The organism is Streptomyces liliiviolaceus, from assembly GCF_018070025.1.
Classification (GTDB): Bacteria; Actinomycetota; Actinomycetes; order Streptomycetales; family Streptomycetaceae; genus Streptomyces; species Streptomyces liliiviolaceus.
Window position 1 is genome coordinate 2836787 of record NZ_JAGPYQ010000001.1, and the last position, 26813, is coordinate 2863599.

General features: G+C 71.1%; 21 protein-coding genes. 8 read left to right on the top strand and 13 right to left on the bottom strand.

The window, feature by feature from the left end; all coding sequences use genetic code 11:
- The first annotated feature begins 46 nt into the window (after positions 1–46).
- Positions 47–541, top strand: a complete 495-nt coding sequence (locus tag J8N05_RS12465) for a DUF1203 domain-containing protein (RefSeq protein ID WP_210882596.1) — start codon at positions 47–49, stop codon at positions 539–541.
- 279 nt (positions 542–820) lie between these two features.
- On the opposite strand, the gene J8N05_RS12470 is transcribed toward J8N05_RS12465, so the two are convergent.
- Positions 821–1846, bottom strand: coding sequence for an aspartate-semialdehyde dehydrogenase (locus tag J8N05_RS12470; protein ID WP_210882598.1), 1026 nt, complete (start codon positions 1844–1846; stop codon positions 821–823).
- 253 nt (positions 1847–2099) lie between these two features.
- On the opposite strand from J8N05_RS12470, the gene J8N05_RS12475 reads away from it, so the two are divergent.
- Positions 2100–2654 (top strand): RNA polymerase sigma factor, encoded by a 555-nt coding sequence (locus J8N05_RS12475; RefSeq protein ID WP_210882600.1) that lies wholly within the window; start codon positions 2100–2102, stop codon positions 2652–2654.
- Between the two features lies 1 nt (position 2655).
- Positions 2656–3540, top strand: a complete 885-nt coding sequence (locus J8N05_RS12480; RefSeq protein ID WP_210882602.1) for a hypothetical protein — start codon at positions 2656–2658, stop codon at positions 3538–3540.
- A gap of 81 nt (positions 3541–3621) precedes the next feature.
- On the opposite strand, the gene J8N05_RS12485 is transcribed toward J8N05_RS12480, so the two are convergent.
- Positions 3622–6942 carry a S8 family serine peptidase gene (locus J8N05_RS12485; protein ID WP_210882603.1) on the bottom strand — a complete coding sequence of 1107 codons (3321 nt, stop codon included), beginning with the start codon at positions 6940–6942 and terminating at the stop codon, positions 3622–3624.
- Positions 6943–7173: 231 nt separating this feature from the next.
- Here J8N05_RS12485 and J8N05_RS12490 point away from each other — a divergent pair, with 231 nt between their 5' ends.
- The 3 genes from J8N05_RS12490 to J8N05_RS12500 all read left to right on the top strand — a co-directional run bounded on the left by J8N05_RS12490 (position 7174) and on the right by J8N05_RS12500 (position 11077).
- Positions 7174–7644, top strand: coding sequence for an NUDIX hydrolase (locus J8N05_RS12490; RefSeq protein WP_210882605.1), 471 nt, complete (start codon positions 7174–7176; stop codon positions 7642–7644).
- Positions 7645–7915: 271 nt separating this feature from the next.
- Complete coding sequence (locus tag J8N05_RS12495; protein ID WP_210882607.1) at positions 7916–9673, top strand: TIGR03767 family metallophosphoesterase; 1758 nt, start codon at positions 7916–7918, stop codon at positions 9671–9673.
- A 234-nt stretch (positions 9674–9907) separates the two neighbouring features.
- Positions 9908–11077, top strand: a complete 1170-nt coding sequence (locus J8N05_RS12500; RefSeq protein ID WP_210882608.1) for a serine hydrolase domain-containing protein — start codon at positions 9908–9910, stop codon at positions 11075–11077.
- A gap of 59 nt (positions 11078–11136) precedes the next feature.
- On the opposite strand, the gene J8N05_RS12505 is transcribed toward J8N05_RS12500, so the two are convergent.
- Together J8N05_RS12505 and pepN are read right to left on the bottom strand one after the other, a co-directional pair.
- Complete coding sequence (locus J8N05_RS12505) at positions 11137–12183, bottom strand: hypothetical protein (RefSeq protein ID WP_210882609.1); 1047 nt, start codon at positions 12181–12183, stop codon at positions 11137–11139.
- A gap of 307 nt (positions 12184–12490) precedes the next feature.
- Positions 12491–15082 carry an aminopeptidase N gene (gene pepN / locus J8N05_RS12510; protein ID WP_210882610.1) on the bottom strand — a complete coding sequence of 864 codons (2592 nt, stop codon included), beginning with the start codon at positions 15080–15082 and terminating at the stop codon, positions 12491–12493.
- 176 nt (positions 15083–15258) lie between these two features.
- On the opposite strand from pepN, the gene J8N05_RS12515 reads away from it, so the two are divergent.
- On the top strand, positions 15259–15915 hold the full coding sequence (locus J8N05_RS12515) for a mycothiol-dependent nitroreductase Rv2466c family protein (protein ID WP_210882611.1): 657 nt from the start codon (positions 15259–15261) through the stop codon (positions 15913–15915).
- A 21-nt stretch (positions 15916–15936) separates the two neighbouring features.
- On the opposite strand, the gene J8N05_RS12520 is transcribed toward J8N05_RS12515, so the two are convergent.
- The 8 genes from J8N05_RS12520 to J8N05_RS12555 all read right to left on the bottom strand — a co-directional run bounded on the left by J8N05_RS12520 (position 15937) and on the right by J8N05_RS12555 (position 24561).
- Positions 15937–16158: a hypothetical protein gene (locus J8N05_RS12520; RefSeq protein ID WP_210882612.1), complete on the bottom strand. Its 222-nt coding sequence runs from the start codon at positions 16156–16158 to the stop codon at positions 15937–15939.
- Positions 16159–16344: 186 nt separating this feature from the next.
- Complete coding sequence (locus J8N05_RS12525; RefSeq protein ID WP_210882613.1) at positions 16345–17739, bottom strand: amino acid permease; 1395 nt, start codon at positions 17737–17739, stop codon at positions 16345–16347.
- A 128-nt stretch (positions 17740–17867) separates the two neighbouring features.
- Entirely contained in the window at positions 17868–18764 is an 897-nt protein-coding gene (locus J8N05_RS12530; protein ID WP_210882615.1) for a TauD/TfdA dioxygenase family protein, read from the bottom strand.
- Between the two features lie 19 nt (positions 18765–18783).
- On the bottom strand, positions 18784–20127 hold the full coding sequence (locus tag J8N05_RS12535) for an LLM class flavin-dependent oxidoreductase (RefSeq protein WP_210882616.1): 1344 nt from the start codon (positions 20125–20127) through the stop codon (positions 18784–18786).
- Complete coding sequence (locus J8N05_RS12540) at positions 20124–20957, bottom strand: ABC transporter ATP-binding protein (RefSeq protein ID WP_247706249.1); 834 nt, start codon at positions 20955–20957, stop codon at positions 20124–20126. The genes J8N05_RS12535 and J8N05_RS12540 overlap by 4 nt, the downstream gene beginning before the upstream one ends.
- Complete coding sequence (locus tag J8N05_RS12545; protein ID WP_210882617.1) at positions 20933–21856, bottom strand: ABC transporter permease; 924 nt, start codon at positions 21854–21856, stop codon at positions 20933–20935. Before J8N05_RS12545 ends, J8N05_RS12540 begins: the two co-directional genes overlap by 25 nt.
- A 5-nt stretch (positions 21857–21861) precedes the next feature.
- Positions 21862–22929 carry an ABC transporter substrate-binding protein gene (locus tag J8N05_RS12550; protein WP_210882618.1) on the bottom strand — a complete coding sequence of 356 codons (1068 nt, stop codon included), beginning with the start codon at positions 22927–22929 and terminating at the stop codon, positions 21862–21864.
- 405 nt (positions 22930–23334) lie between these two features.
- Entirely contained in the window at positions 23335–24561 is a 1227-nt protein-coding gene (locus tag J8N05_RS12555; RefSeq protein ID WP_210882619.1) for an ROK family transcriptional regulator, read from the bottom strand.
- A 547-nt stretch (positions 24562–25108) separates the two neighbouring features.
- Between J8N05_RS12555 and J8N05_RS12560 the strand changes: the two genes are divergently transcribed.
- Positions 25109–25690 carry a biotin transporter BioY gene (locus tag J8N05_RS12560; RefSeq protein WP_210882620.1) on the top strand — a complete coding sequence of 194 codons (582 nt, stop codon included), beginning with the start codon at positions 25109–25111 and terminating at the stop codon, positions 25688–25690.
- Between the two features lie 117 nt (positions 25691–25807).
- Here the strand turns inward: J8N05_RS12560 and J8N05_RS12565 are convergent, their stop codons facing one another.
- Entirely contained in the window at positions 25808–26587 is a 780-nt protein-coding gene (locus J8N05_RS12565; protein WP_210882621.1) for an LPXTG cell wall anchor domain-containing protein, read from the bottom strand.
- Between the last annotated feature and the right edge of the window lie 226 nt (positions 26588–26813).

Sequence of the window (26813 nt, forward strand, 5' to 3'; positions counted from 1 at the left end):
CGTTTCCCGCCGGTGTGCGCGGGGGGTGCGGGGCGAAGCTGGAGCCATGACCAGCCATCACGTACGGCCCATCGGACCCCATGCGTTGAAGGAACTCCGTGCGACGGACGACGCGGGCCTTCCGTGCGTCCCCTTCGCCGCCCCGGAGGGCGGGGCGCCGCTCCGCTGCTGCCTGCGGCGCAGTGAAACGGGGGAGCGGATCGCCCTCGTCTCGTACGCGCCGCTGCGGCGCTGGGCCGCGGAGACCGGTGCGCGGCCCGGTGCGTACGACGAGCAGGGGCCCGTCTTCGTCCACTCCGAGGAGTGCGCGGGGCCGGACCTCGTCGGTCACCCCTTCGCGCGGCCGGGCGTTCTGCGCGTCCTGCGCCGGTACTCCGCCGAGGGGCACATCCTCGGGGGCCGCCTCCTGGAGATCCCTGACCAGCCCGACGAGGCCCTGGATGAGGCGCTGGACGAGGCCTTCGCCGACTCGTCGGTGGCCCTGGTCCACATCAGGGCCGTGGAACACGGCTGCTACCTCTACGAGGTCCACCACCCCTAAAGGCGGGGCTGCGCCCCGGCTCGTCGGTCGTCTGCGGCCCGGTGGGGGCCGTTCGCGCAGTTCCCCGCGCCCCTCAAAAGCGGGGCTGCGCCCCAGCTTTTGCCCCATGGACCCGCACCCGACCGGCACTCCGCCCAGGCCCGCGCCCTTTAGGGGCGCGGGGAACGGCGCGGGCAACCCCCACCGGCCCGCGGACGACACTCCGCCCTTCAGGGGCGCGGGGAACTGCGCGAACGGCCCCCACCGGGTCGCGCCCGACACGCAACCCCGCGCCGGCGGTCAGCTCAGTTCCGCTGCCACCAGCTCCGCGATCTGGATCGCGTTCAGCGCAGCGCCCTTGCGGAGGTTGTCGTTCGAGACGAACAGCGCGATCCCGTGCTCGACCGTCTCGTCCGCACGGATCCGCCCCACGAACGACGGATCCTGCCCGGCGGCCTGCAGCGGCGTCGGAATGTCCGAGAGGGCGACACCGGGCGCCCCCGCCAGCAGCTCCGTGGCCCGCTCCACGCTCAACGGCCGCGCGAACCGCGCGTTGACCTGGAGCGAGTGCCCCGAGAACACCGGCACCCGGACACAGGTCCCGGACACCTTGAGCCCCGGGATCTCCAGGATCTTGCGGGACTCGTGCCGGAGCTTCTGCTCCTCGTCGGTCTCGTTCAGGCCGTCGTCCACGATCGACCCGGCGAGCGGAAGGACGTTGAAGGCGATGGGCCGCTGGTAGACCTGCGGCTCGGGGAAGTCGACCGCCGAACCGTCGTGGGTCAGCTTGTCCGCGTCGGCGACGACCTTCTGCGCCTGGCCGTGCAGCTCGGCGACCCCGGCGAGCCCGGACCCGGAGACGGCCTGGTACGTGGCGACGACGAGCGCTTCGAGCCCCGCCTCCGCGTGCAGAGGCTTCAGCACGGGCATCGCGGCCATGGTCGTGCAGTTCGGGTTGGCGATGATCCCCTTGGGCCGGTCCGCCACCGCGTGCGGGTTGACCTCGGAGACCACCAGCGGGACCTCGGGGTCCTTGCGCCACGCGGAGGAGTTGTCGATCACGACGGGCCCCTGCGAGGCGACCTTCTCGGCCAGTGCCCTGGACGTGGCGCCGCCCGCGGAGAACAGCACGATGTCGAGGCCGGAGTAGTCGGCGGTGGAGGCGTCCTCGACCGTCACGGACTTGTCCTTGTAGGCGATCGTCGAACCGGCCGAACGGGCCGAGGCGAACAGACGCAGCGTCTCCACCGGGAACTCGCGCTCGGCGAGGATCCTCAGCATGACGGTGCCGACCTGACCGGTGGCTCCGACGATTCCTACCTTCACAGCGACTCCTTCTGCCTGCTCATTCTGCGTGCTCATCTTCTGGCCGGGACCTGGCCGAGTTTCCATCATGTGTCTCACCCGGGCCCGTGTGTCCAATCCTTTGCCCGCGCACTGAGACGGTGTGACATACGCCTCCGTCGCGCGGAGCGGGCCCGCGGAAGCCGCCCGAAGCCGCTCGAAGTCGCCCGACGCCGGGCGAACGTTTCGTACGCCTGCGGCGTCCTAGAGGAAACGCGGTGAGGGGAGGGGTGCTGTGCTGCGCAGAAAGACCCGCCGCGTCCAGGGGGCCGAGGAGTCGGCCGGGGGAGCCTTCGACGACCCCCTGGACGCGGCACAGGAGCGTCGGGTGCGTGCGGTGCTCGCGCTCGGCGGGGTGCCGCAGACGGACCTGCCGGACGGGGTGCAGCAGGTCCGTCTGCGGCTGCTGGAACGGGCGGCGAGCGGCGCGGAGGCCCCGCGTGACGTGTCGGCGTGGGCGGCGGTCGTCGCCTCGAACCTGGCCATGGACTGGCACCGGGCCAGGCGCCGCCAGGAGCGGATCGGCGAACGGCTGGCCTCACTGCGGCCTCCGGAGCACACCGGGGGCGACTCCGGCGAGGAGACGAAGGTGCTGTCGCTCGCCGTGGCCCAGGGCCTGGACGAGCTGCCCGACGCCCAGCGGCAGATCCTCGTGCTGCGCTTCTACGCCGACCTGCCCGTGCGGGGCATCGCCGAGGAGCTCGGCATCCCGGAGGGCACGGTCAAGAGCAGGCTGCACTCGGCGGTCCGCGCGCTGCGCACCCGCCTGCACGAGGACGAGGTGGTGTGACATGCCCGAGTACGGAGGAGCCGAGTACGAAGAAGCCGCGTACGAGGGCATCGACGCGCTGCTCGCCGCGCTCACGGACGAACCCCTGCCCGCGGGGGCGCGGGACGACCCGGAGTTCATGGCGGAGCACCGGTCGGCGGTCGCGGACGTGGCCCTGCTCGGGGAACAGCTGCGGATCATGGGCGACACCCTGGCCGACGGGCCGACGGATACAGGGCCGACGGACACAGGGGCGACGGACACAGGGGCGACGGACCCCGGCCGACCGGGGGCGGGCCTGAAGGCGAGGCCGACCAGGGCGTCCGCGCCGCTCCGGCCACCGGGAGCGCCGAAGAAGGCGCCGGGGCCCCGGCGCCTGCGCCGCTACGCGGGAGCCGCCATGGGCGCCCTCGTGATCGCGGCGGGCACGGCGCTCCTCGGCGGACTGGTGTGGCTCGGCGCGCAGGGAGGCGCGGACAGCGACGCGGGCTCCAAGAGCGACACGTCGGCCGCGAAGAGCGAGGGCGGCGGTGACGGCGGCGGCGACACGTCGGCGTACCCGCCCGAGATGCGCCTCGCGTGCTCCAGGATCCTCGCCGAGGGCACCGTACGGAGCATCGCGTCCACGGGCGACGGCAACGTACGCGTCGTGCTGGAGGTCAAGCGCTACTACCGGCCCGAGCAGTCGGCGGCGGACCACCCGACGGTCACGGTCACACTGCCCGAGGAGGCGCGGGAGGACCTGAGGACCGGCACGTACACCCTGGTGAGGGTGCCGCTGTATCCGCGGGACGGGCCGGACTACGAGACCGGCCGGGGGGTCGGCGACGCCCGCGAGGAGATCCTCGGGGCCCTGCCGGGAGCGCGCGGCCTGGAGTGCGCGGGACCGGAGGGCGGCCGGGGCTGAGCGGGCCGGCGCGGGGGAACGCGGAGGGCGGGCGCCCGGTCGAACCGGACGCCCGCCCTCTGTGTCAGTGCCTGCTGGAGGCTACGGCGTGACCTTCTCGATCAGGACGCTGCCCGTGCCGGCCGCGGTGCCCCGCGCGTTCACGAGCTGCACGCGCCCGAAGAACGTACGGCCGGCCGGCGGCGCCGCGTTCGCGACGACCTGCGCGGTGACCGACGTCGAGGCGCCGGTGGCGAGCTTCACCGGCGTCGCGGCGACCTCCACCTGTCCGAGCGACGGCGCGAAGTACACGTCCAGGTAGTCGTACGCGGTGGTGCCGGCCGGGACCGAGTAGCCGTCGACCAGCACGGTGTACGTACCGGCGGCGGGCGACGGCACGGAGACGGCCTCCTCGGAGTCGCCGTCCGCGGACGAGCCGACCAGGGTGCCCTGCGCGTCGTAGACGGACAGGTCGAGGTCGGCGGCGGCGTCGGAGACGTTGCCGATGCTCACGTCGAGCGACTCGGCGCCCGCGGGCACGTCCACCGTGACGGTGTCCGTGGCGCCCTGGGCGATGGTCGGCCGCGTGCTCTTGGAGGAGCCGAGCGGACCGCCCTTGAGCGAACCGTCGACCGCGGCGAGCTTGTTCGTCACCTTCCACGAGGCCGGGGTCGGCGTACCGACCTTGGCGTCCGGGACGGTCACGACGGCCGGGTCGAACTCGGCGCCCAGCACCTCGACGTTCAGCTTGTACGGGTTGTCGAGCAGCGGCGACGTACGGCGCGACTCGACCTCGATCTCCCAGACGCCCGGCTGCGGGTCGCTGTAGGACCGCAGGTCGGGGCGGCAGCCGTTGCCGTCGAGGTAGTTGTTGTAGCAGAACGGCGTCGACGTGTTGTCGACCGGGACGCCGTACGGGTGGATGGCGATGAACCGGGTCTGGCTCCCCGTCTTCAGCCCGCCGATCGCGACCTCAAGGTTCTTGGCGCCCTCGGGGACGGTCACGAAGTACGACGTGGTGGAGTTGCGCTGGACCTTGCCGGACGCCGCGAAGGCGTACTTCTGCGCGGCGGCCAGCGGGGCGGAGACCACGACGGTGGTGAGGACCTGCTTGTCGACGCCCTCGGTACGCGGGTCGTCGACCTCCAGGATGGCGCTGGTCAGCCCGGCGCTCTTGGGCCTGGCCTCGACCTTCACCGTCACCGGCTTGTTCAGCGGCAGCGAGATCTCGTCCTTGCCGACGATCCGGAACGTGTGGTCCCGGTTGTTCTCCAGGTTCAGCTCGTGCCGGATCGCACGGTCCGCGCCGGTCGTACGGGTCACGGTGACGTCGTACGTCTTCTTCTGGCCGGCCTTCAGACCGCCCTCGCGGTCGTAGAGGCCGGTGCCGAAGCCCGGGGTCTTGAGCGCGAAGTCGATCGCGGTGTCGACCGGGGCCTTCACCGTGTACTCGTGGGCGGTGGCGCCGTCACGGATGGAGTCCCAGGCGTCCTCGATGTTGATGAGGCCCGCGCCCTCCGCGTACGCCTGCGTGCCGCTGATGTGGTCGGCGGTCGAGGTCAGCGCGGTGCGCAGCTTGGCCGGCGTCAGGTCGATGCGCTTCTGCTTCGCGGCGCTGAGCAGCAGCGCGGACGCGCCCGCGGCCTGCGGGGACGCCATCGAGGTGCCCTGCAGCATCGAGTAGCCGGGCGGCAGGGAGTAGCCCGCCTCGGCGACCGGGCCGCCGGGGAACCAGGTCTGCGTGGTGTTGATGGAGGCGCCGGGCGCGGTCAGCGTCGGCGTGAAGCCGCCGTCCTCGCGCGGGCCGCGCGAGGAGAAGGGCAGCATCGCGTACTTCTTCTCGACGGCCGAGCCGTAGTTGGACGCCCAGGTCGCCTTGGAGATGGACGCGCCGACCGAGATGACCTTGTCGGCCAGGCCGGGGTCGCCGATCGTGTTGGCGCCGGGGCCGGAGTTGCCGGCCGAGATGACCAGCTGCACGCCGTAGGTGTCGATGAGGCGCGTGTACAGCTCGGCGCGCGCGTTGTTGCCGTCGTTGAGCGCGGGCAGGCCGCCGATCGACATGTTCACGATGTCGACGCCGCGGTTGGCGACGAGGTCGATCATGCCCTCGGTGAGCGCGACGTTCGTGCAGCCGCCGCTCCAGGTGCAGGCGCGCGAGGAGACGAGCTTGGCGCCGGGCGCCGCGCCGTTCATCTTCCCGCCGAACAGCTTGTTGGCGGCGGTGATGCCGGCGACGTGCGTGCCGTGCTCGGACTCGATGATGCCGATGTTGACGAAGTCGGACTTCTTGCCGACCCAGTCACCGCCCAGCGGGTCCATCGGGACGTCCTTGCGGATCTCCACGACGAACGGCACGCGCTCGGCGATCTCGGTGGCCGGGTCGTCGGTACCGAAGTAACCGATCTGGTACCCGTCCTTGTACGGCTTCATCGGCGCGTCGTCCGTGAAGTCGTTGTTGTCGTTCAGGTCGACGCGGACCGTCCCCGCGGCGGCGTCGTAGAGCACGCCCCAGCTGTCGGTGGTGTCGCCGTCGCGGTTCAGGTCGCCGTTCGCGTCGCCGCCGACGGACGCGGACTCACGGAAGCGGCTGACCGCGTAGTTCCCGGCGGGTGCCTTCCAGCTCTCGCCGTCGTAGGTGAAGACCGGGCCCGAGCGGGCGTTGACCATCGCGCGCCAGGTCGCGTCGCCGTCGACCAGCGGGTCGGTCGCCGTCACCCAGTCGACGATCTTGCGCTCGCCGGTCGTCGTCTTCTGCAGCGCGGGGTGCGCCACGTCGACACCGGAGTCGAGGATGCCGATGGTGATACCGCGGCCGTCCGCCTTCGGGTTCTTCTTCACGAAGTCGACGGCACCCGTCTCGAAGGACGGGTTGTACGGGTTCACCGCGGGGGTGTTCTTGCCCGGCGCCGGGTACGCGGCGGCCGTGGCGCCCTTCTTGGCGCCCTTCGCCGTGTCGGCGGACGGGGTCGGGTCGTCCAGCACGATCTCCTGGCGCAGGTCGATGCCGTGCACGGAGGAGAGCTTGGAGGCCGCCGCGATGGCCGACTCGGCCTTGGCGGTCGGCACGGTCGCGCGGACGTAACCGAGCTTGTCGTAGGTGCGGCCGACGGAGCCGCCCTTCACCGCGTCGAGCTGCCCCGCGACCTGTTCGGTCTGCCCCGGCGCGGTGGCGATCATCATCGTGACGTTCTTGTCGCCGGACGCCTGGGCCTGCGCGAGGAGGTCGGCGTCGGCCGAACCGAGCTTGCCGCTCGTGGACTTGACCGGCGTGTCGGCGGGGGTGGTACCCGGGCCGTCCGCGGCGAAGGCCATGGGTATCGGCCCGACCGAGGAGAGAGCGGCCACGAGTCCGGCGGCGACGGCTATGCGTGCCGCGCGTCTCGCCCCGCTGATCGGAGCGCGCTGAGAGTGGAGGGTCATCAGCATCCTTGTGAGTAAAGGAAAAGTCCGTTCACGATCGGATCGACGTCGGACCGATCGCGTCAGTCCGGAATGTGAACCCGGATGACCGCTCAGCTTTACGCAAGAAACGGAAGTTTGGGGAGAGCTGACCGTGACGTGAACTGTTCATGGCGTAATTCCGCCATACGTCATGGAGCCGATCTCCGGCCAAACCGGGACGTGCGGATGCCCCTGACGTAACGTCTGGCCATGCGCAAGGAGTTGAGGGTGGCGGCCTACGCCGTGTGCGTGCGTGACGGGCGGATGCTCCTCGCACGCTGGGTGGCCCGGGACGGCAGCAGGCGCTGGACCCTGCCCGGCGGCGGCATGGACCACGGCGAGGACCCGTACGACACCGTGATCCGCGAGGCCGAGGAGGAGACCGGATACACCGTCGAGCCGGTCACCCTGCTCGGTGTCGACTCGATCCTGCGCACCTATCCGCGCCGCGTCGGCGCCGCCGACTTTCAGGGCCTGCGGATCGTCTACGAGGCCCGGGTGACCGGCGGCGAACTGCGCCACGAGGCCGACGGCTCGACCGACATGGCGGCCTGGCACCCCCTCGACGAGGTGCCCGCGCTGGAGCGCGTGGGACTGGTCGATGTGGGACTCGCCCTGTGGCGGGAGCGCCCCGGAGCCGGCCGGGTGACCGGCATTCCCGAACACCCGGCGGATACCTGAGAACACCCGGCCGCCACCTGACAGAGGGCGGCGAGACCTACCCCCTACCCCGCCAGATGAACGTGGAGTGACCGGCTCGCCTCCGTTCGAGGAGGGCTCGGTGGACGCGGAGGGTAGTCCAAGATCGACGTACGGTGATCGGCGCTGCCCGTTGCCGTCCAGTTAACGTGCAGGTCACCCCCGGTGCCAACCATCAAGTACGAGCGGGAGGTTCGCGTCGGCGGACCGACCGCGACCACTGCTGACGCGCCGCACCAGGGGAGACCGCGCCATGTCGCGCATACGCTCTGTCGCCACCGCCGCTCGTGACCGCCGCGCCTTTCTGGCCGCCACCGGGGCGGTGTCGCTCTCCGCGGGCATCGGCTTCGCGCTGCGCCCGGGGACGAGCGAGGCCGCCACCCACACCGCCGCCACCCAGGGGCAGCCCATCGCCGTCTCCCGCAGGGCGCCGGCCGCACCCCTGGCCCCGTACACCCGGGGCACCACCCTCTCGACCATCGCCACCGCGCGCCCGGGCTCCGGGTACCGGCGGCTTGGCGACGGACCCGCCTGGTCCCGCGTCGTCCGCGGCGACCTGGCCGCCCCGAAGTCCGGCCGGGACGGGCGGCGCACCGCACTTGCCGCGTTCGTGCAGTTCACCGATCTGCACCTGGTCGACGTACAGCACCCGCTGCGGTACGAGTATCTGCGCGCCCAGACCGCCAGCGCCTGGCGGCCGCAGGAGTCCCTGTCGGTGGCGGGCGCGGTCTCGCTCGTCGAGCGGGTCAACGCGCTGCGCGGCGCCCCCGTCACCGGCTCGCCCCTGCACTTCGTGATGACCACCGGCGACAACACCGACAACAACGCCAAGACGGAACTGGACTGGTTCCTGAAGGTGATGAGCGGTGGCCGCATCACCCCCAACTCCGGTGACCTGGCCCGCTACGAGGGCGTCCAGAACAGCGACCTGAAGCTGTACTGGCAGCCCGACGCGGCCCTGCGCGACGCCGACAAGCAGCTCGGCTTCCCCCGTATCGAGGGCTTCCTCGCCGCCGCGATCCGCGAGGTGCGCAGCCCCGGCCTCAACCTGCCCTGGTACTCCACGGTCGGCAACCACGACTCGCTGCCCGGCGGCTGCTACGCGCCCGGCGACTCCTTCTTCGCCGAGTTCGCCGTCGGCGGCAGGAAGCTGATGACGCTCGACGAGTCGGAGGGCGTCGCCATCTGGAAGAACGTCAAGAAGGGCGGCGACCCCAAGGGCGCCGGCTTCAAGGCGATGCTGAAGTCCCAGGCGCGCAGGATGCGTTCGGTCACCCCGGACGAGGCCCGCGCCCCCTTCACCCCCACCGAGTACCTCCAGGCCCACCTCGACCCGGCGCACACCGGCACGGGCCCCGTCGGACACGGCTACTCGCAGGCCAACCTCGCCGCGAAGACCCAGTACTACACGTTCCGGATCGCGGACGACGTCCTCGGCATCAGCCTCGACACCACCGACCCGGGCGGCCACTACGAGGGTTCCCTCGGCACGGCCCAACTGCGGTGGCTGGAGCGCACGCTGAAGGCGGCGGAGAAGAACAAGGAACACGTCATCGTCTTCAGCCACCACACGAGTAAATCGATGCGCAACCTCCGCGAGGACCCGGCGCACCCGGGGGAGCGGCGGCACGGCGGCGACGAGGTGCTCTCCGTGCTCGGCGCCCACCGCCCGGTGCTGGCCTGGGTGAACGGCCACAGCCACAAGAACGCCGTCACCCCGCACCCCGGCCCCGACGGCCGCTCCTTCTGGGAGGTCTCCACCGCCTCCCACGTCGACTTCCCGCAGCTCGCCCGCGTGATCGAGATCGCCGACAACCACGACGGCACGATCTCCCTGTTCACCACGCTGATCGAGTCCGCGGCCCCCCACGACACGGACTTCACGGACCTCTCCCAGACAGGCCTGGCAGCGCTGTACCGAGAACTGAGCTTCAACGCCCCGGGCGCCCGAACGGACCTGAGCGGGACCCCGGCGGACCGCAACACGGAACTGGTACTGAGGAAGAGCTGACGCTCCGGGGGCGCGGGGAACGGCGCAGTCTTTCGTTCAAGGGGCGCGGGGAACGGCGCAATCTTTTAGGGGCGCGGGGAACTGCGCGACCAGCCACAACGCACCCGCACCCGACACACAGCCCCCGGACCCCCACAAAATGCGGCTGAATCCCACTCAACCACCCCACCCGTAGGCAACCCACCCGACACTCACCAGGTCCCTCCCGTCGGCATCGCGACGAAGGGACCTCACATGTCACCCCGCACCGCACGTGCAACCCGCCTGGCCCTCACCACCGCGGCGACACTCACCGCAGCCGCGCTGGCGACCCCCGCGGCCCTGGCGGACGCCCCGCCCGCATCGGCGAGAGATCACGGCGCGACCCGACGCGCAATGGACGCAGCGGTCGAGGCCGGAGTCCCCGGCGTAGCGGCCCAGGCCGACAGGAACCGCACCACCTGGAAGGCCACCGCGGGCGTGGGCGACCTCAGGACGAAGAAGCCCCGCTCGGCGGAGGACCGCTACCGCGTAGGCAGCATCACGAAGACGTTCACCTCGACGGTCGTGCTCCAGCTGGAAGCGGAACGCCGGCTTTCGCTGGACGACACCGTGGACAAGTGGCTGCCGGGAGTGGTCAGCGGCAACGGCCACGACGGCCGCCGCATCACCCTGCGCCAACTCCTCAACCACACGAGCGGCATCTACAACTACACGGCGGACGACACCTTCGCCCGCACGTACTTCCTGAAGGACGGCTTCTTCGAGCACCGCTTCGACAACCTGCCGCCCCGCGACCTCGTGAAGATCGCGACGTCCCACGCGCCGGACTTCGCGCCGGGCACCTCGTGGAAGTACTCCAACACCAACTACGTCCTGGCCGGCATGGTGATCGAGAAGGCCACCGGCCACTCGTACGGCGACGAGATCCGGCAGCGCGTCATCCGGCCGCTCGGACTGAACGCCACACTCGTCCCGGGCACGTACCCGAAGGTGCCGAAGCCCAGCAGCCGGGCGTACGGAAAGCTCGCCGAGACGGCCACCGGCCCGACGTACGACGTCACGGAGCTGAACCCCGGCCTCGCTTCCGCGGCGGGCGAGATGATCTCCGACTCGGGTGACCTCAACCGCTTCTACTCGGCGCTGCTGCGCGGCAGGCTCCTGCCGAAGAAGCAGCTCGCCGAGATGAAGACCACCGTCAAGGTCGGGGAGATCCCGAACGCCGGTTACGGCCTCGGCCTCATCGAACGGAAACTGAGCTGCGGTGTGGTCGTCTGGGGCCACGGCGGAGGCATCCACGGCTCCAACTCGGAGGCGGTGACGACGGCGGACGGCCGCCATTCGCTCGCCTTCAACTTCAACAACGACTGGTCGGGGGACACCGACGCGGTGATCGAGGCGGAGTACTGCCCGCAGCCGAAGTAGCGACGGGGGCCGCCGGACACCCGGCGGCCCCTCCCCTCCTGGCGCTGCCCTCGCCCTCCCTACCGGGGCAGCACCACCACATAGGCCGCCGGATCACGGTCCCCCGACGCCATCAGAGCCGTACGCACGACGGTCGCCTGCTGCTCCATCGAGTCCCGCAGCTTCTTCGGCGTGACGTGGACGACCGTGATGCCGAGGCGTTCCAGGTGCTCGCGCTTGCGGGCGTACTCGGACCACATCGCGTCGTCGTCGTGGCGCGGGGCCCGGGTGTCGAGTTCGAGGGCGACGGCGTGGTCGGGCCAGTACGCGTCGAGGCCGCCGAGGAGCGGGCCGCCGGGCAGCCGGAGGTCCACGTTCCAGACCGGGTCGGGCAGACCGTGTTCGGTGACCAGACGGTAGAGCCGGTCCTCGGCGATGGCCCGGCCCTCGGCGAGGAGGGAGTCGACGGCGTCCACCACGTGCGGTCGGCTCAGCAGCCGGGCATGGGTCAGCTCCCGTACGACCGCGGCGGGTTCGCAGTGTCCGCCGCGCACCGCCTCGGTGAGCAGCCGGCGTACGACCCCCGCGTCCGTGATGTCGGCGACCGCGTCGGCCAGGGCGCGCGGTACGGGCGCCACGGGGATACCGCCGAGCTGCACGGGCTCCGGCATGCCCGGGGTACGGACGATCCGGACGCAGCCCGTCGAACGCAGCCGCCGCAGCCGCGGGACGAGGACGTCGACGCGGTCCAGGGAGAGCAGCGGGGGAGCGTCCGTGAAGCGGTGCAGGGCGAGTGCGGCGAGCCCGGTGATCATCGCGTCGGCGTACTCCTGCGGGGCGTGCGGTTCGGCGGCGCCGGGCTGGGCGGGGACGGCCGGTTCCGCGACGGGGCAGCGGGCCGCGTACATGAGGACCGCGTGCAGCCGCTCCTCGCTGGTGGCGGGTCCCGGGCGGAGCAGGTGGACCCCCGGCAGGAGCTGCTGCCAGGAACCGCCCGGCCGGCACTGCGCGTTGATGTCGGCGGTGCTCACGCCCCGCGCCCGCAGCTGTGCGGTGGTCATGAGGCGCTGCTGGACGTCGGACAGGTGGCGGAGGGGCCGGGGGGAGAGCGGGGTGTTGTGGTTCATGCCGTCGAATCTGCCGCGCCCGACCGGCTGCCTAACCGCTGTTACAAGCCCGTCGTCAAAACCGGACAACACCGCCCTAAAGTCCACCGCCCGAACTGCCGAAACCCCCTGGTCCGTAAGGGGGTCACGGCACCGATCACCCGAATTCCGTAACTGTTACGTCCACCCCCAAGGTCAACATCAAGCAGACCGTCCCCCTTTGGAGGAGCCGCACCAGGAGCGCCCCCGAAGGGGCGCGGGGAACGGCGCAATCTTTTGGGGGCGCGGGGAACTGCGCGACCAGCCCCCACGCACCCGCACCCGAAACTCAACCCGCGGCAGCCCCATCACACGCCTGCCCCCGCAAGGCCCGCCCGAGGTCGTCCCTCGCTTCCAACACCAACCTCCGAAGCGCAGGCGCAGCCTCAGCCCGAGCGGCGAGCCACGCATCGGCAGCCGCCAAGGTCCCGTCAGAGTCCTGCAGCGCGGGGAACAACCCCCGCACCACATCCATCCCGATCTGGATCGACCGCTCCGCCCACACCCGCTCGATCACGTCGAAGTACTTCGACGCGTAGGAAGCGGTCAGCTCCCGATGGGACGCCTGCGCGAACCCCCCGATCGTCGCCTCCACCAGCGCGTTGGACAGCGAGTCCGACTCCACCACCGCGGCCCACGCCTGCGCCTTGACCGCCGCGGACGGCCGCGCCGCCAGGCACCGCACCTGATGCCGCTTCCCGGACGCGGTGTCGTCGCGGGCCAGCTCCGCGGCGAGCACGGACTCGTCCGCAAGACCGTGCGCGGCGAGCGGTTCCAGGAACGCCCACCGCAGCTCCTGGTCCACCTCAAGCCCGTCGATCTTCGCCGTCCCGTCCAGCAGCTCCCGCAGCAGCCGCAGATCGTCCTCACCGGAGGCGACCGCCGCGAAGAACCGCGCCCACGTCAGCTGGTGCTGGCTGCCGGGCCCGGCGGACCGCAGCTCCCGCAGCGCGCCCTCGGCGAGCAGCCGCCCGCCGGTGGCCCGCCACTCGGGCGCCACGTAGAAGGTGAGCGCGGAGTTCGCCCACGCGTGGAGCGTCTGGAGCACGCCGATGTCCGACTCGCGGCCCGCGAAGCGCAGGACGAGGTCGACGAAGTCCCGCGCGGGCATGAGCGCGTCGCGGGTCAGGTTCCACAGCGCCGACCAGCACAGGGCGCGGGCGAGCGGGTCGGTGAGGTCGCCGAGGTGGGCCCGCAGGGTGTCCAGCGACCCCTGGTCGAAGCGGATCTTGCAGTAGGTGAGGTCGTCGTCGTTGACGAGGACCAGCTCGGGGGCGTCGGCCCCGGCCAGCTCACCGACGACCGTGCGCGGTCCGTCGACATCCACCTCGGCGCGCGCGTACCGCACGAGCGGGCCGCCGCCCGTCCCGTCCGCGCCCTCCCGCCGGTAGAGGCCGACGGCGACCCGGTGCGGCCGCAGTTCGGGGTGCGACTCGGCGGCCTCCTGGAGGACCGTCAGCTCACCGACCCGGCCGTCCGCGTCGAGGAGCACCTGCGGGGTGAGGGAGTTGACGCCGGCGGTCTGCAGCCAGGACCGCGACCAGGCCGCCATGTCCCGCCCGCTCGTCTCCTCCAGGACGGACAGCAGATCGCCCAGGCGCGTGTTCCCGTACGCGTGCCGCTTGAAGTAGCGGCGGGCGCCCTCCAGGAACGCGTCCCGTCCGGCGTAGGCGACGAGTTGCTTGAGGACGGACGCGCCCTTGGCGTACGTGATCCCGTCGAAGTTGAGCTTGGCGTCCTCCAGGTCGCGGATGTCGGCCGTGACCGGGTGCGTGGAGGGCAGCTGGTCGGCGCGGTACGCCCACGCCTTGCGGTTGTTGGCGAAGGTGACCCAGCCGTCGGTGAAGCGGGTCGCCTCGGCCATCGAGAACGTGCCCATGAAGTCCGCGAAGGACTCCTTCAGCCACAGGTCGTCCCACCACACCATGGTCACCAGGTCGCCGAACCACATGTGGGCCATCTCGTGCAGGATCACGTTCGCCCGGCGCTCGTACGACGCCTGCGTCACGTTGCCGCGGAAGATGAACTCCTCGCGGAAGGTCACACAGCCCGGGTTCTCCATCGCGCCGAGGTTGTACTCGGGCACGAACGCCTGGTCGTACTTCCCGAACGGGTACGGGTAGTCGAAGTGGTCGTGGAAGAAGTCGAGGCCCTGCTTGGTGATCAGGAAGACGTCATCGGCGTCGAAATGCCGGGCCAGGCCCTTGCGGCAGAGCGCGCCGAGCGGGATCTCCAGCCGCGTCCCGTCGTCGAGGACCCGCTCGTAGGAGTCGGTCACATAGTGGTACGGACCGGCGACGACGGCCGTGATGTACGTCGAGATGGGCTTGGTCTCCGCGAACTTCCACACCCCGTCGGTCAGTTCGCCGACGCCGTTGCTCCACACCACCCAGCCTTCGGGGGCCCGCACCTCGAAGCGGAAGGGCGCCTTGAGGTCGGGCTGCTCGAAGTTCGCGAAGACGCGCCGGGAGTCGGCCGGCTCGTACTGCGTGTAGAGGTAGACCTCGCCGTCCTCGGGGTCGACGAAGCGGTGCATGCCCTCACCCGTGCGGCTGTACGCGCACTGGGCGTCGACGACCAGTTCGTTGTCCTCGGCCAGGTCCTCCAGGAGGATGCGGGAGCCGTCGAAGACCGCGCCCGGGTCGAGGTCCCTGCCGTTCAGCGAGACGGCCGTGACGCCCGGCGCGATCAGGTCCGCGAAGCTCGTGGCGCCCGGCTCCGCGCTGCGGAACCGGATGGTCGTCACCGACCGGAACGTACGTGGCTCGGTGTCGGTCCCGCCCACCGCGGAGCGCAGGTCCAGGGACACCTCGTACGCCTCGACGGACAGCAGTGCTGCCCGCTCGCGGGCCTCGTCGCGGGACAGATTCTCACCGGGCACGGGCGGCACTCCCTCATGGCGTCATGGGTACGTGATGGGTACGTGTGAACAGGACCGATCCTGCCATGTGCACCTGACGCCGGGCACCGGGGAATGGCACGAGCGACCGATCGCGTTGAACATGAGCCTGGTGTCACCGATTGCCGGGCGCCCGCGTTCCCCCGACGAGGAGAAGCATGTCTGAGCAGACTTCCGCCAAGACGCCGGTCGACTTCTGGTTCGACCCGCTGTGCCCGTGGGCGTGGATGACCTCGCGCTGGGTCCTGGAGGTGGAGAAGGTCCGTGACATCGAGGTCCGCTGGCACATCATGAGCCTGGCGGTCCTGAACGAGCCGAGGCTCGACGAGCTGAACGACCACTACCGCGAGATGATGACCACCACCGCGTGGGACGGCGTCCGCGTGGTGACCGCGGCCTGGCAGAAGCACGGCGCCGACATCCTCGGCCCGCTCTACACGGCGCTCGGCAACCGCATCCACAACGGCGGCCTGGGCCCGACGCGGGAGGCGATCGCCGGTGCGCTCGACGAGGTCGGCCTGCCCGCGGACCTGATCGACTACGCGGACCAGAAGGACTTCGAGTTCGACGCCGAGCTGCGCGCCTCGCACAAGGAGGGCATCGACAAGGTCGGCCAGGACGTCGGCACGCCCGTCATCGCGGTCCCCGGCGCCGACGGCGAGCAGATCGCCTTCTTCGGCCCGGTCGTCACCCCGGCCCCCAAGGGCGAGGACGCGGCGAAGCTGTGGGACGGCACGCTGCTGGTCGCCTCGGTGCAGGGTTTCTACGAGCTGAAGCGCACGCGCACGCAGGGCCCGGACTTCAGCAACCTGTAGTCCGGCACCGGCTGGTCGGCGTCACTCCGGCTCGGGCAGGCGCAGGGGCTTCCTGAAGGGCTTCTCTTTCCAGTACGTCCGGAGGTTGCGGCACTGCTTGGCTCCGCCGTCGACCGGGGCCAGGCACACCATGAAGGTGCCCACGTTGTTCGTGTCCAGTTCCTTCTTGAGCCAGTCCGCTTCATCGGGCTCCAGAAAGCGGTGCTCCTCCTCAAGGCTCCGACAGGTGCTGCAGCTCTTCATCGGCATCCCGTAACCATCACCCGGAGCCCCCCATACCGGAAGGCCCCCGCGAGTCACGTCCTCGCGGGGGCCTTCCGTCCATCCACCCGCCGCGTGAAAGGTGAGAAGACGATCACGAGGCCGGGCTCTTGTTGCAAGTCTCTTGCAAATACGGTCTAGCGGCAAGAGGGGCGCGTGGTGTGTTCGTCAGGCCCCGGCGCGCGCCGCCCGCACCCGCTGCCGGGCGTAGCCGACCGCCGCCAGGAACAGCGTCATGCCGCCCGTCGCGTACAGCTGCACCCGCGTGTCCGGCTCCCGGGCCATCAGGACGAAGATCGCCAGCATGCCCGCCAGCGCCACCCATGTCAGCACCGGAAACGCCCACATCCGTACGGCGAGCCGCTCCGGGGACTCCCGCTCCAGCTGCCGCCGCAACCGCAGCTGCGAGATCGCGATGAAGATCCAGACGACCAGGATCACCGCGCCGATCATGTTCAGCAGCCAGGGGAAGACGTCCTCGGGCCGCCAGTAGCTGAGCAGCACGCAGCCGAAGCCGAACACCGAGGAGGCGAGCACGGCGACCCGCGGCACCCCGCCGGACACCCGCCCGAGCACCCGCGGCCCCTGCCCGCGCTCCACCAGCGAGTACGCGATGCGCGAGGCCCCGTACACATTGGCGTTCATCGCGCTCAGCAGGGCGACGAGGACGACGACGTTCATGAGCGGCCCGGCACCCGGGATGCCCAGGTGGTCGAGGGTGGCGACGTACGGGCCCTTCTCGACGACGGCCGCGGAGTTCCAGGGGACGAGCGTCACGATGACGGCCATCGAACCGATGTAGAAGAGCGCGATGCGCCACATCGCCGTGCGTACGGCGCTCGCGACGCCCCGGACCGGGTCCTGCGACTCGGCCGCGGCGATCGTCACCGTCTCCAGGCCGCCGTACGCGAAGACCGAGGCGAGCAGGCCGATGACGAGGCCCTCGCCGCCGTTCGGCAGGAAGCCGCCCTCGCCGGTGAGGTGGGTCAGGCCGGGGGAGTCCGTGCCGGGCAGCAGTCCGGTGATCGCCAGGACGCCGAGGACCAGGAACAGGGCGATCGCGCCCACCTTCAGCGCGGCGAACCAGAACTCGAACTCGCCGAAGTTGCGCACGGCGGCGAGGTTCGCGGCGCAGAAGACGACCATGAACAGGGCCACCCACGCCCACTCCGGCGTACCGGGCAGCCAGCCCGTCATGATCTTCGCCGCGGCGATGCCCTCCAGGCCGACGGCCGTGCACAGCAGCACCCAGAACGCCCAGCCCGCGGTGAACCCCGCCCACGGCCCGACGGCCCGCTCGGCGTGCGCGGAGAAGGAACCCGACGACGGATACGCGGCCGACATCTCGCCCAGCATGCGCATCACCAGCATGACGAGGAGACCGGAGACGGCGTACGCGACGACGATCGACGGGCCCGCGGCGGCGATGCCCGCGCCGGAGCCGACGAACAGACCCGCGCCGATCACCCCGCCGAGGGCGATCATCGACAGATGGCGCTGCCTGAGACCGTGCGTGAGGGAGGCGTCGGAGTGGGGCGCGACGTCCTGAGTGGTACGGGACATGAGTGGGGGTGGTCCCTTGCGTGCGACTGAGACTGGGCAAAAACGCCCACAGTCTGGGCGGCCCCTCCGCTCGCACGAAGGAGCCGTCCACTATCCGGACACGCCCGCCACCAGCGGTGATGTCCCGACTACGCGGCGACCGGGGTGTAGTGCGAGGCGTCGCCCGCTATCGAGTGGCTCTCCTTGCCCTCGATGCCGACCGGCACGTCACCGGCGACCGTCACCCGGTTGAGGCGGCGCGGCAGACCGTCGTAGTTGTCGATGGCGTAGTGCTGGGTGATCCGGTTGTCGAACAGCACCAGCTGGTTCGGCGACCAGCGGTGGCGCAGGACGTTCTCGGGCCGTACGACATAGGCCTGGAGCAGGTCGAGGATCTTGCGGGACTCGCCCACCGAAAGACCCACGATCCGCTGGGCGAAACCGCCGATGAACAGCCCGCGCTCACCGGTCAGCGGGTGGACCCGGACCACCGGGTGGGCGGTGCGGAAGTTGATGGACGTGAACTGGGCGCGCTGGGCGGCGTGCGCCGCGTCGATCTCCTCGTCCGGCACCGCGTAGTCGTAGTCGTTGGTGTGCTCGGCCCACAGCGTGTCCGCCAGCCGCCGCAGCGGCTCCGGCAGATCGCGGTAGGCGGCGGCCGAACTGGCGATCAGCGTCTCGCCCCCGTACGGCGGGAGCGTGATGCTGCGCAGGGTGCTGGCCTGCGGCGGATTGAGGACGAATGTGACATCGGTGTGCCAGTGGTTGGCGGCCCGGCCGCGCTCGCTGTCCACGGGCAGCACGTTCGGGGCGCCCTGGACGGCGGGCACGGTCGGATGGGCGGTGGTGAGGTCGCCGAAGTGCCGGGCGAAGGCCTGCTGGCCCTCGTCGTCCAGGTCGACGTCGTCGAAGACCAGCGCCTTGTGCTCGTCGAGGGCGCCGCGCAGGGCGGTGACCGTCGCCTCGTCGAGCGGTTTGGCGATGTCGACGCCGGATATCCGCGCGCCGATCCTCGCGGTGACCTTCTGGATCTCGATGTCGGGCATGGAGGTTCCTCTCGGGTGTTCAGACGCGGGCGAGCGCCGGGGGGACGTGCTGGTTGGCGGGGCGGGGGAGGCCGTATCTGCCGCGCAGGGTCTGGCGCGGGCCGTACTCCTCGCGCAGCAGGCCACGGGCGCGCAGGAGCGGGACGACGTGGTCGACGAACGCTTCGAGGCCGGACGGCAGGACCGCGGGCATGATGTTGAAGCCGTCGGCGGCGCCGCGCGTGAACCACTCCTCGATGGCGTCGGCGACCTGCTCGGGCGTCCCGGTGAAGGTGAGGTGGCCGCGCCCGCCGCCGAGCCGGCCGATCAGCTGCCGCACGGTGAGACGTTCGCGCCGGGCGAGTTCCACGACGAGCGTGTAGCGGCTCTTCGCCCCCTCGATGGAACTCTCGGGCGGCAGATCGGCAGGCAGCTCTCCGTCCAACTCCAGCGTGCCGGGCGGCAGTTGCAGCAGACTCTCCAGTCGGCCCACGCCGTGCGTGTACACGATGTGGTCCTCCAGCACCTGCTCGTTGGCGCGCGCCTCCGCCTCCGTGGAGCCGAGCACCGGGACGATGCCGGGCAGCACCTTGATGTGGTCGGGATCGCGGCCGGCCGCCACCGTCCGCGCCTTGAGGTCGGTGTAGAAGTCCTGCGCGTCCTCCAGGGTCTGCTGGGCGGTGAACACCGCCTCCGCGTACCGGGACGCGAACGCCTTGCCGTCCTTCGACGAACCGGCCTGGACCAGCAGCGGGTAACCCTGCGGGGAGCGCGGCACGTTCAGGGCGCCCTCGACGCCGAAGTACCTCCCCCGGTGCCGGGGCGGATGGATCTTCGTGTCGTCGCCCCAGACGCCGGCCGCCTTGTCGGCGACGATCGCGTCGTCCTCCCAGCTGTCCCAGAGCTTGAGCGCCACATCGAGGAACTCGGCGGCACGGGCGTACCGCTCGGCGTGCGCGGGCTCCGCGTCCAGGCCGAAGTTGCGGGCGGCCTCGGCACCGGCCGTGGTGACGATGTTCCAGCCCGCCCGGCCCCCGCTGATGATGTCCAGCGAGGCGAACTTGCGGGCCAGGTTGTAGGGCGAGTTGTACGACGTGGAGGCGGTCGCGATCAGACCGATGTGCTCGGTGGCCGTCGCCAGCGCGGTGAGCAGCGTGAGCGGCTCCAGGGCGCCGGCCGGCCGCTGCGCGAGATTGCTCCACAGCTGCGGCCCGTCGGCGAGGAAGAGCGAGTCGAAGGTGCCGTGCTCGGCGGTACGCGCCAGCCGGACGTAGTGATCCAGCTCCACGTGCGCGAACGGATCGCTCTCCGGGAGCCGCCAGGAGGCCTCGTGATGGCCGGTGTTCATGAGGAAGGCATTGAGGTGCAGCCGACGCCGGGTCACTGGTGGGTCTCCTGTTTCTCCTTGTGTTCCTGGTTCTTCTGGTTCTCCCGGCCCGCGTGGTCCTCCGTCACGCCGAGCGCGGCGAGCAGCCGCTCGCGGTACTCGCCGAGCAGCGGATCGCGGTACGAGCGCGGATGCGCGCGGTCGATGGTCAGGTCGAGGCCGATCCGGCCCTGGTCGAGCACGAGCACCCGGTCGGCCAGCACGATCGCCTCGTCCACGTCGTGCGTGACGAGGAGCACGGAGGGCCGGTGACGCTCCCACAGCTCGCGCAGCAGACCGTGCATCTTGATCCGGGTGAGCGCGTCCAGGGCGCCGAACGGTTCGTCGGCCAGCAGGAGTTCGGGCTCCCGTACGAGGGAGCGGGCCAGGGCGGCACGCTGGGCCTCGCCGCCGGACAGCTCGTTGGGCCAGGCCCGTTCGCGTCCCGCGAGACCCACCTCGGCGAGCGCGGCGCGGCCCCGCTCGGCCGCCTCCTTGCCGTCGCTGCCGAGCAGGACGTTGTCGAGGACGCGGCGCCAGGGCAGCAGCCGGGAGTCCTGGAAGACGACGGACACCCGGTCCGGGGCGGTCAGTTCACCGCTGCCGGCGACCTCGTGGTCGAGTCCCGCGATGGCGCGCAGCAGGGTGCTCTTGCCGGAGCCGCTGTGCCCGAGCAGGGCCGTGAGCTGTCCGGCCGGCAGGTCCAGGTCCACGTCGTCGAGGACGGTCCGCCCGTCGAAGGACCGGGTGAGACCCCTGAGCCGGACGGCCGGAGCCGCGGAATCCGTCGGGGCCGTCGGGGCGTCCGGGGTGGGCCGGGACGTCAGCTGTTCAGTGTGCGTCGCCATGACAGCACCCTCCGTTCGATGAGGCGGACCGCGCTGTCGGAGACCAGGCCGAAGATCCCGTAGATGAGCAGGCCGACGAGGATCACATCCGTCTGGCCGTAGTTCTGGGCCTGGAACATCAGGTAGCCGAGGCCGCTGGTGGCGTTGATCTGCTCCAGCACCACCAGACCGAGCCAGGAGCCGGTGACGCCGAGCCGGAGTCCCACGAAGAACCCGGGCAGTGCGCCGGGGATGACGATCTCCCGGATGAAGCGGAGCCTGGACAGCCCCTGCACCTCGGCGAGTTCGACGAAGCGGTGGTCGATACCGGACAGCGCCGAGTACAGGTTCAGATAGATCGGGATGTAGACGACGATGGCGATGATCGCGATCTTGAAGGTCTCGCCGATGCCCAGCCACAGGATGAACAGCGGGATCAGACCGAGGGTCGGGATCGCCCGGTTGAGCTGGACCGTCCCGTCGATCAGCGCCTCGCCGACCCGGCTGAGCCCGGCCGTCAGCGCGAGGACCACCCCGGCGGTGAGCCCGAGGGCGAACCCGGTTCCGGCGCGCTGCAGCGAGGTGAGGATGTCGGTGGAGAGCGTGCCGTCGCTCCACAGCTGACCCGCGGTCTTCAGGACCGTCCAGGGCGCGGGGATCGCGTTCGTGTCCAGTTGCCCCGCGGCGGAGGCGGCGGCCCAGAGCGCGAGGAACAGCACGGGGCCGATGAGCCGGGAGGCGGGCAGCCGCTTGCCGGGGGAGAGGGCGCGACGCCGCCTGGGGGTCCGGCGTGCGGGGGCGGCGGCCTCGGTGGCCCCGGAGGTCTCACCGGCCCCGATGCTCTCGCCGGTTTCGCCGGTTTCGCCGCTCTTGGACACGGCGGTCGCCGTGGCGGTGGTGGCCGCGGTGGTGGTGGTCATCGCGCTCACTTCCGGTACTCGGCGGAGACGGCTTTCGCCGCGATGCCCTCGAAGCGCCGGTCGAAGAGCGAGTCGACCTCGAACCCCTTCACGAACCCGCCCTCGGCCAGCAGGTCCGCGGTCTCCTGCTCCCACTTCACCGCCTCGTCCCAACTCGGCGGGAACAGCGGCTTGTTGGCCAGTTCGGTGATGGCCTCCGCCTGCGCGAGGCTGAGGTTCTGCGTCTTGACGTAGAACTCCCTGTTCCAGTCGTCGGGATGCTCGTACGCCCACACCTGGCCCTTGGCCCACCGTGGGATGTACGCGGCGACCGCGGCGGCCTTCGCCCGGTCGGCCAGCACGGAGGTGGGCGCCCACAGCAGGCTGAGGAGGTCCACGACGTCGGTGGGGATGGTGTGGGCGCCCTTGGACCCGTACTGCTTGAGATAGGCGGGCGACTGGCTGTTGGCGAGCGGGGCGATGTCCACCTGGCCCGCCTGGAGCGCGGTGAGGAACTGGTTGCTGGTCAGCGGCACCAGATCCACGTCGTCGTACGCCAGCCCGGCCTGCTTGAGCGCCCGCAGCAGGACGACTCCCTGGGCCTGCCCCTGCGAGAAGGCCAGCTTCTTTCCCTTGAAGTCCTTCACGGACTTGATGTCGCTGCCGGGCTTGGTCGCGAAGAGGTAGTTGGGCTTGCGGGTGATGTTGATCGCGACGATCTTCGCGTCGTAGCCCTGGTAGTGCGCCTGGATGGGCGGGATGCCCGCGTTGTTGGCGACGTCCAGGGACTTGGAGCGGAAGGCGTTGATGACGTCGGGACCGGCGCCGATGTTCGCCCAGGAGGACACCTTGAACGGCAGGTCGGTCAGCCCCGCGAGCTTGAACTGCAGCTGCTGGACGCCCTGATAGGAGGAGATCTTCAGGCTCGTACCCGAGGGGACCTTGTCGGCCAGCGGGGCGGTCGCCGCCCCCTCGGCCCCGCTGTCGGCGGCGCTGCTGTCCGCGCAACCGCTGAGCCCGGCAGCGGCGGCCGCGCCGAGCAGGGAGGAGAGGAAGAGCCGCCGGTCGACTCCGGACGCGGACAGAGGTGGCATGGGAGGACTCCCTGAATTCATGGGGCGGTGCACGGGGCCGCGCTGCGGCGGACGGCAGGAGGGTGCGCGAGGAACCCGGCGGGGTGCGGCCGGGGAGGGCGGGACACGCGGAGGAGAGGTGCGCGGGAGCGGGACGGCACACGGGACGGCACACACGCGCGGTACGCGGCGGGAGGCGCCGGACGGACGCGGAGAGACGCGGAGAGACGCGGAGGACACGGACGACGCGGAGGACGCGGACGGAACGGATCGTCGGCGCGTCGACGTGTCAACGCTTCGGTGTGGCCACGCTCGGGCGGGTCAACAACAGAAGGTGCGGCAGCTCATGGACACGATGCTCCTGGCCTGGTGCGATGCCTGTCAACATTCGGATTTTCTGAATTAAATAGGTCCCGGTGAAGAGGCCTAGGGGACCGAAGAGGCCCGGAGTCTGCCCGGGGACACGGCGAGCGGATCCCGGTAGAGCACGTCCAGGGCCACCGAGCCGCCCGCCACGGCCAGCACCGAATCCGGGAAACTGGTCGGTGCGACGGCCGCCGCCCGGTCGGGCCCGACCTCTTCGCGCAGCGCGGCGAGGCAGTCCTCCCGGTGGATGGCGCCCACCTCGGTGACGACGACCGTGTCCGGGTTGAGCACGTCGAGCAGCAGCCCCACGGCCCGCCCCGTCATCCGTGAACGGTGCAGCAGCAGCCGTACGGCGTCCGCGTCGCCGCCCGCCGCGGCGGCCAGCACATGCATGGGGTTCGCGCCGTGGATGACGCCCGCCTCCCGGGCCCGCCGGCACAGGGTCCGCTCGCTCAACTCCGCCTGGAGGCAGCCCGTCCGGCCGCAGTCACAGCGCTCCGTGCCACCCGCGAGCGGCAGATGGGCGATCGAGCCCGCCTGGGAACGGGGACCGTGATGGACCTCGTCGTGGGTGGCGAACGCGGCGTCCACGACGTTGCCCGCGAAGAGGTGCAGCAGGCTCAGTCCCTCGCCCGCCACCGCCCCGAACAGCCGCTCCCCGTTGACCAGCGCCCGCGCGTGACCGTCCACATGGACCGGCAGGCCGGTGCGCGCGTGCAGCACCTCGCGCACGGGCACGTCCCGCCAGCCGAGCAGCGGATGCTCCACGACGGTCCCGGAGGCCCGGTCCACCCAGCCGCCGGCCGCGAAGCCCACGGCGAGGGGGGTACGGCCCCGGGCGTCCGCCAGCAGGGCCCGCAGCCCGGCGGCGGCGTGCGCGAGGATCCGGGCCGGTTCGGCGGCGGCGCCGTCATGACCCAGCCGCCGCTCGGCCACGACCCGGCCGCGCAGGTTCAGCAGGGCGACCGTGGTGTACGGCACCGCCACGTGCACGCCGCCCACGACGAACCGGGAGCCGTCCAGGTCGACCGGTACGTGGGGGCGGCCGACCCCGTTCGACCGGCGCGGTCCGGGTGCCTCCCGGATCAGACCGAGCGAGGTGAGCCGGGCGCAGTGGTCGGTGACCGAGGCCGGGGAGAGGCCGGTCAGCCGGGCGACGGTGCTGCGGGCCACCGGGCCGTGGTCCAGGACCGACCGCAGCACCGCGCTGGCGCTGGTCCTGCGGCGGTCGCTGTCGACGGCGCCGGGGCGTACGGGGCGTGGTGGTGCGAGGGAGGAGCTGGGCATGGAGAACTTCCTCGGGGAGGGTCCGACACTGCGCCGACGTCTGTCGCGTCCAGGCGAGCGGGAATCCCTCCGCGCCCGCCTCAGGGGTGGCGACAGGTGGCCGTGCCCTGGCGACGCAGGTCGACGTATCGACGCGACGCGAAGTTCTCGGCTTGGGGAACCATGCGACGAGGGTAGGCGCTACGGCCCCGCGGGACCAGGGCGGGCTTGTTTCGCCCCCGCCGCCCCTACCCGTCCCGTCACTGTGTCCTCAAACGCCGGACGGGCTGAAAATTCAGCCCGTCCGGCGTTTGAGGACCGGGGGTTCGGGGGCCGGCCCCCGAGTCGTTGACGGGAACGGGTAGGGGCGGCGGGGGCGAGGAGAAGCCTCGCCGGATCACACACCCTCCGTGACCAGCATCACGCCCCCACAGGTGTACGGCCCACCCTTTGTCGAAGGTGCACCAACCCCCGCCAACCCCCTTGTCGACCACTGACGGAGATCGACGCGATCCCCCTGGGATAGCGTCACGAACGACCCCCGTCCTCACCCCCCGCCGGAGCCCCGATGACCACCGCCGTCGCCCAGACAACCCCGCGCCAGGTCCTCGCCGACCTCCTCCCCGCCTCCCGCGTCAGGGACATCGCCCTCGTGGTCGGCGGCGCTGCGCTCACCGGCCTCGCCGCCCAGATCGCGGTCCCGGTCCCCGGCTCCCCGGTCCCGGTCACCGGCCAGACCTTCGCCGCCCTCCTCGTCGGCACGGCGCTCGGCGCAGGCCGCGGCCTCGCCTCCCTCGCCCTGTACGCGATACTCGGCCTCGCCGGTCTGCCGTGGTTCGCCGAGGGCTCCTCCGGTGCCACCGCCTCCTTCGGCTACATCCTCGGCATGCTGCTCGCCGCGACCGCCGTGGGCGCCCTCGCCCGCCGCGGCGCCGACCGCTCGGTGGTCCGCATGGCGGGCGCGATGCTGCTGGGCGAGGCGATCATCTACGCGATCGGCGTCCCGTACCTGGCCGTCGTCGCCGACATGACGACCGCCCAGGCCGTGGCGGCGGGCCTCACCCCGTTCCTCATCGGCGACGCCCTCAAGGCCGCCCTGGCGATGGGCGTGCTCCCGGCGGTCTGGAAGCTCGTCAACCGCGAGAGCTGACCGCCGCCACGCCGTAGTTCCCGCGGAAGAGGCTCGCCGGGTCGTAGCACGACCTAAGCCCGGCGAGCCTTTCGCGCGTCCGGGTCCGGGGGGGGGCGTACAGCCCATCCGCCTCCGTCAGGACCCGCTCCGCCCCTCGCCCTCGCGCCGCTGCGTCCACCACAGGCCCGCCACTCCCGCGGAGATGAGCGCGGCGCCCGCCGCGCCGAGCGGCAGCATCTGCTCGGCCGGACCGGTCCTGGGCAGTTCCTCGCCCCCGGACTTGCCGCCCGAGGTGTCGCCCGAGGAGTCACCGGCCTTGTCGCCGCCCGGGGTGACGGGACTGTTGTCGGTGCCGAGCAGAAGAGGCGTCGCCGGAGCGTTCGGTGAGGGGTTGTTGGCGCCGAACGGGACCGGGCCCTGCTGCCAGAACGTCTTCTTGCCGTCGGCGTCCTGGACGGGCAGACAGATCTTGCCCTCCTTCTTCAGATCGAACGTCGCGTCCACGGCGTACGACTTCGACTTGCCGGCGGCCAGAGTGTCGATGGCGCAGGCGAAGCCGCTGTTCGATCCCTCGGGGAGATCCTTTTCGGCGATTTCCGAGCATCCCTTGACGCTCTTGACCGAGAGGCCGTCGAAACCGACCACGAGCAGTCGAATCGCACCGCTCTCCTTTGTTCCCCCGTTCTTCACCGTGGCGGTGATCGCCGTCTCCTGGGAACCGTTGTCGACGCTGATCTTCTCGGGCAGCGAGGTCGTCAGCTTGACACCCGCGGGTGCTTCGTCAACGGCCTTTCCCCCCTTGTCACTCATCGGTCCCGGGTCGTCCGCACCGGCGGAGAAGGAAAAGACCATCACCGCCGAGAAAGATGCGGTGAGCAGCGATCCCGTGGCGATCGTCCTACGACGAGAACTCATGTTCGTCCCCCTTGTAACCCCGTGACTGCGCCTGAATTCGCAGTACTTGAAGAGGTACCACAAGATTTCTCCGCACTATGCTGGTGCGGCACAAAGTTGTGTCCATTGTGCTTCTTTGCGGTTCTTCTGTGGCGGGTGTTGAAGGGGGGCATGGGGGTGCCGGAAATAACGAGGGGCGGTATTCCGGGATTGCTGGTTACAGGTCGATACCGGTTGGTCGAGAGTA

Bases quoted from the DNA above. Each gene is read 5' to 3' on its own strand.
- J8N05_RS12490 (WP_210882605.1), top strand. From the start codon at position 7,174: ATGCGCAAGGAGTTGAGGGTGGCGGCCTACGCCGTGTGCGTGCGTGAC.
- J8N05_RS12530 (WP_210882615.1), bottom strand. From the start codon at position 18,764: ATGCCCGACATCGAGATCCAGAAGGTCACCGCGAGGATCGGCGCGCGG.
- J8N05_RS12565 (WP_210882621.1), bottom strand. From the start codon at position 26,587: ATGAGTTCTCGTCGTAGGACGATCGCCACGGGATCGCTGCTCACCGCA.
- J8N05_RS12545 (WP_210882617.1), bottom strand. From the start codon at position 21,856: ATGACCACCACCACCGCGGCCACCACCGCCACGGCGACCGCCGTGTCC.
- J8N05_RS12550 (WP_210882618.1), bottom strand. From the start codon at position 22,929: ATGCCACCTCTGTCCGCGTCCGGAGTCGACCGGCGGCTCTTCCTCTCC.
- J8N05_RS12500 (WP_210882608.1), top strand. From the start codon at position 9,908: ATGTCACCCCGCACCGCACGTGCAACCCGCCTGGCCCTCACCACCGCG.
- J8N05_RS12560 (WP_210882620.1), top strand. From the start codon at position 25,109: ATGACCACCGCCGTCGCCCAGACAACCCCGCGCCAGGTCCTCGCCGAC.
- J8N05_RS12480 (WP_210882602.1), top strand. From the start codon at position 2,656: ATGCCCGAGTACGGAGGAGCCGAGTACGAAGAAGCCGCGTACGAGGGC.
- J8N05_RS12505 (WP_210882609.1), bottom strand. From the start codon at position 12,183: ATGAACCACAACACCCCGCTCTCCCCCCGGCCCCTCCGCCACCTGTCC.
- J8N05_RS12520 (WP_210882612.1), bottom strand. From the start codon at position 16,158: ATGAAGAGCTGCAGCACCTGTCGGAGCCTTGAGGAGGAGCACCGCTTT.
- J8N05_RS12465 (WP_210882596.1), top strand. From the start codon at position 47: ATGACCAGCCATCACGTACGGCCCATCGGACCCCATGCGTTGAAGGAA.
- J8N05_RS12555 (WP_210882619.1), bottom strand. From the start codon at position 24,561: ATGCCCAGCTCCTCCCTCGCACCACCACGCCCCGTACGCCCCGGCGCC.
- J8N05_RS12515 (WP_210882611.1), top strand. From the start codon at position 15,259: ATGTCTGAGCAGACTTCCGCCAAGACGCCGGTCGACTTCTGGTTCGAC.
- J8N05_RS12540 (WP_247706249.1), bottom strand. From the start codon at position 20,957: ATGGCGACGCACACTGAACAGCTGACGTCCCGGCCCACCCCGGACGCC.
- J8N05_RS12485 (WP_210882603.1), bottom strand. From the start codon at position 6,942: ATGACCCTCCACTCTCAGCGCGCTCCGATCAGCGGGGCGAGACGCGCG.
- J8N05_RS12495 (WP_210882607.1), top strand. From the start codon at position 7,916: ATGTCGCGCATACGCTCTGTCGCCACCGCCGCTCGTGACCGCCGCGCC.
- J8N05_RS12525 (WP_210882613.1), bottom strand. From the start codon at position 17,739: ATGTCCCGTACCACTCAGGACGTCGCGCCCCACTCCGACGCCTCCCTC.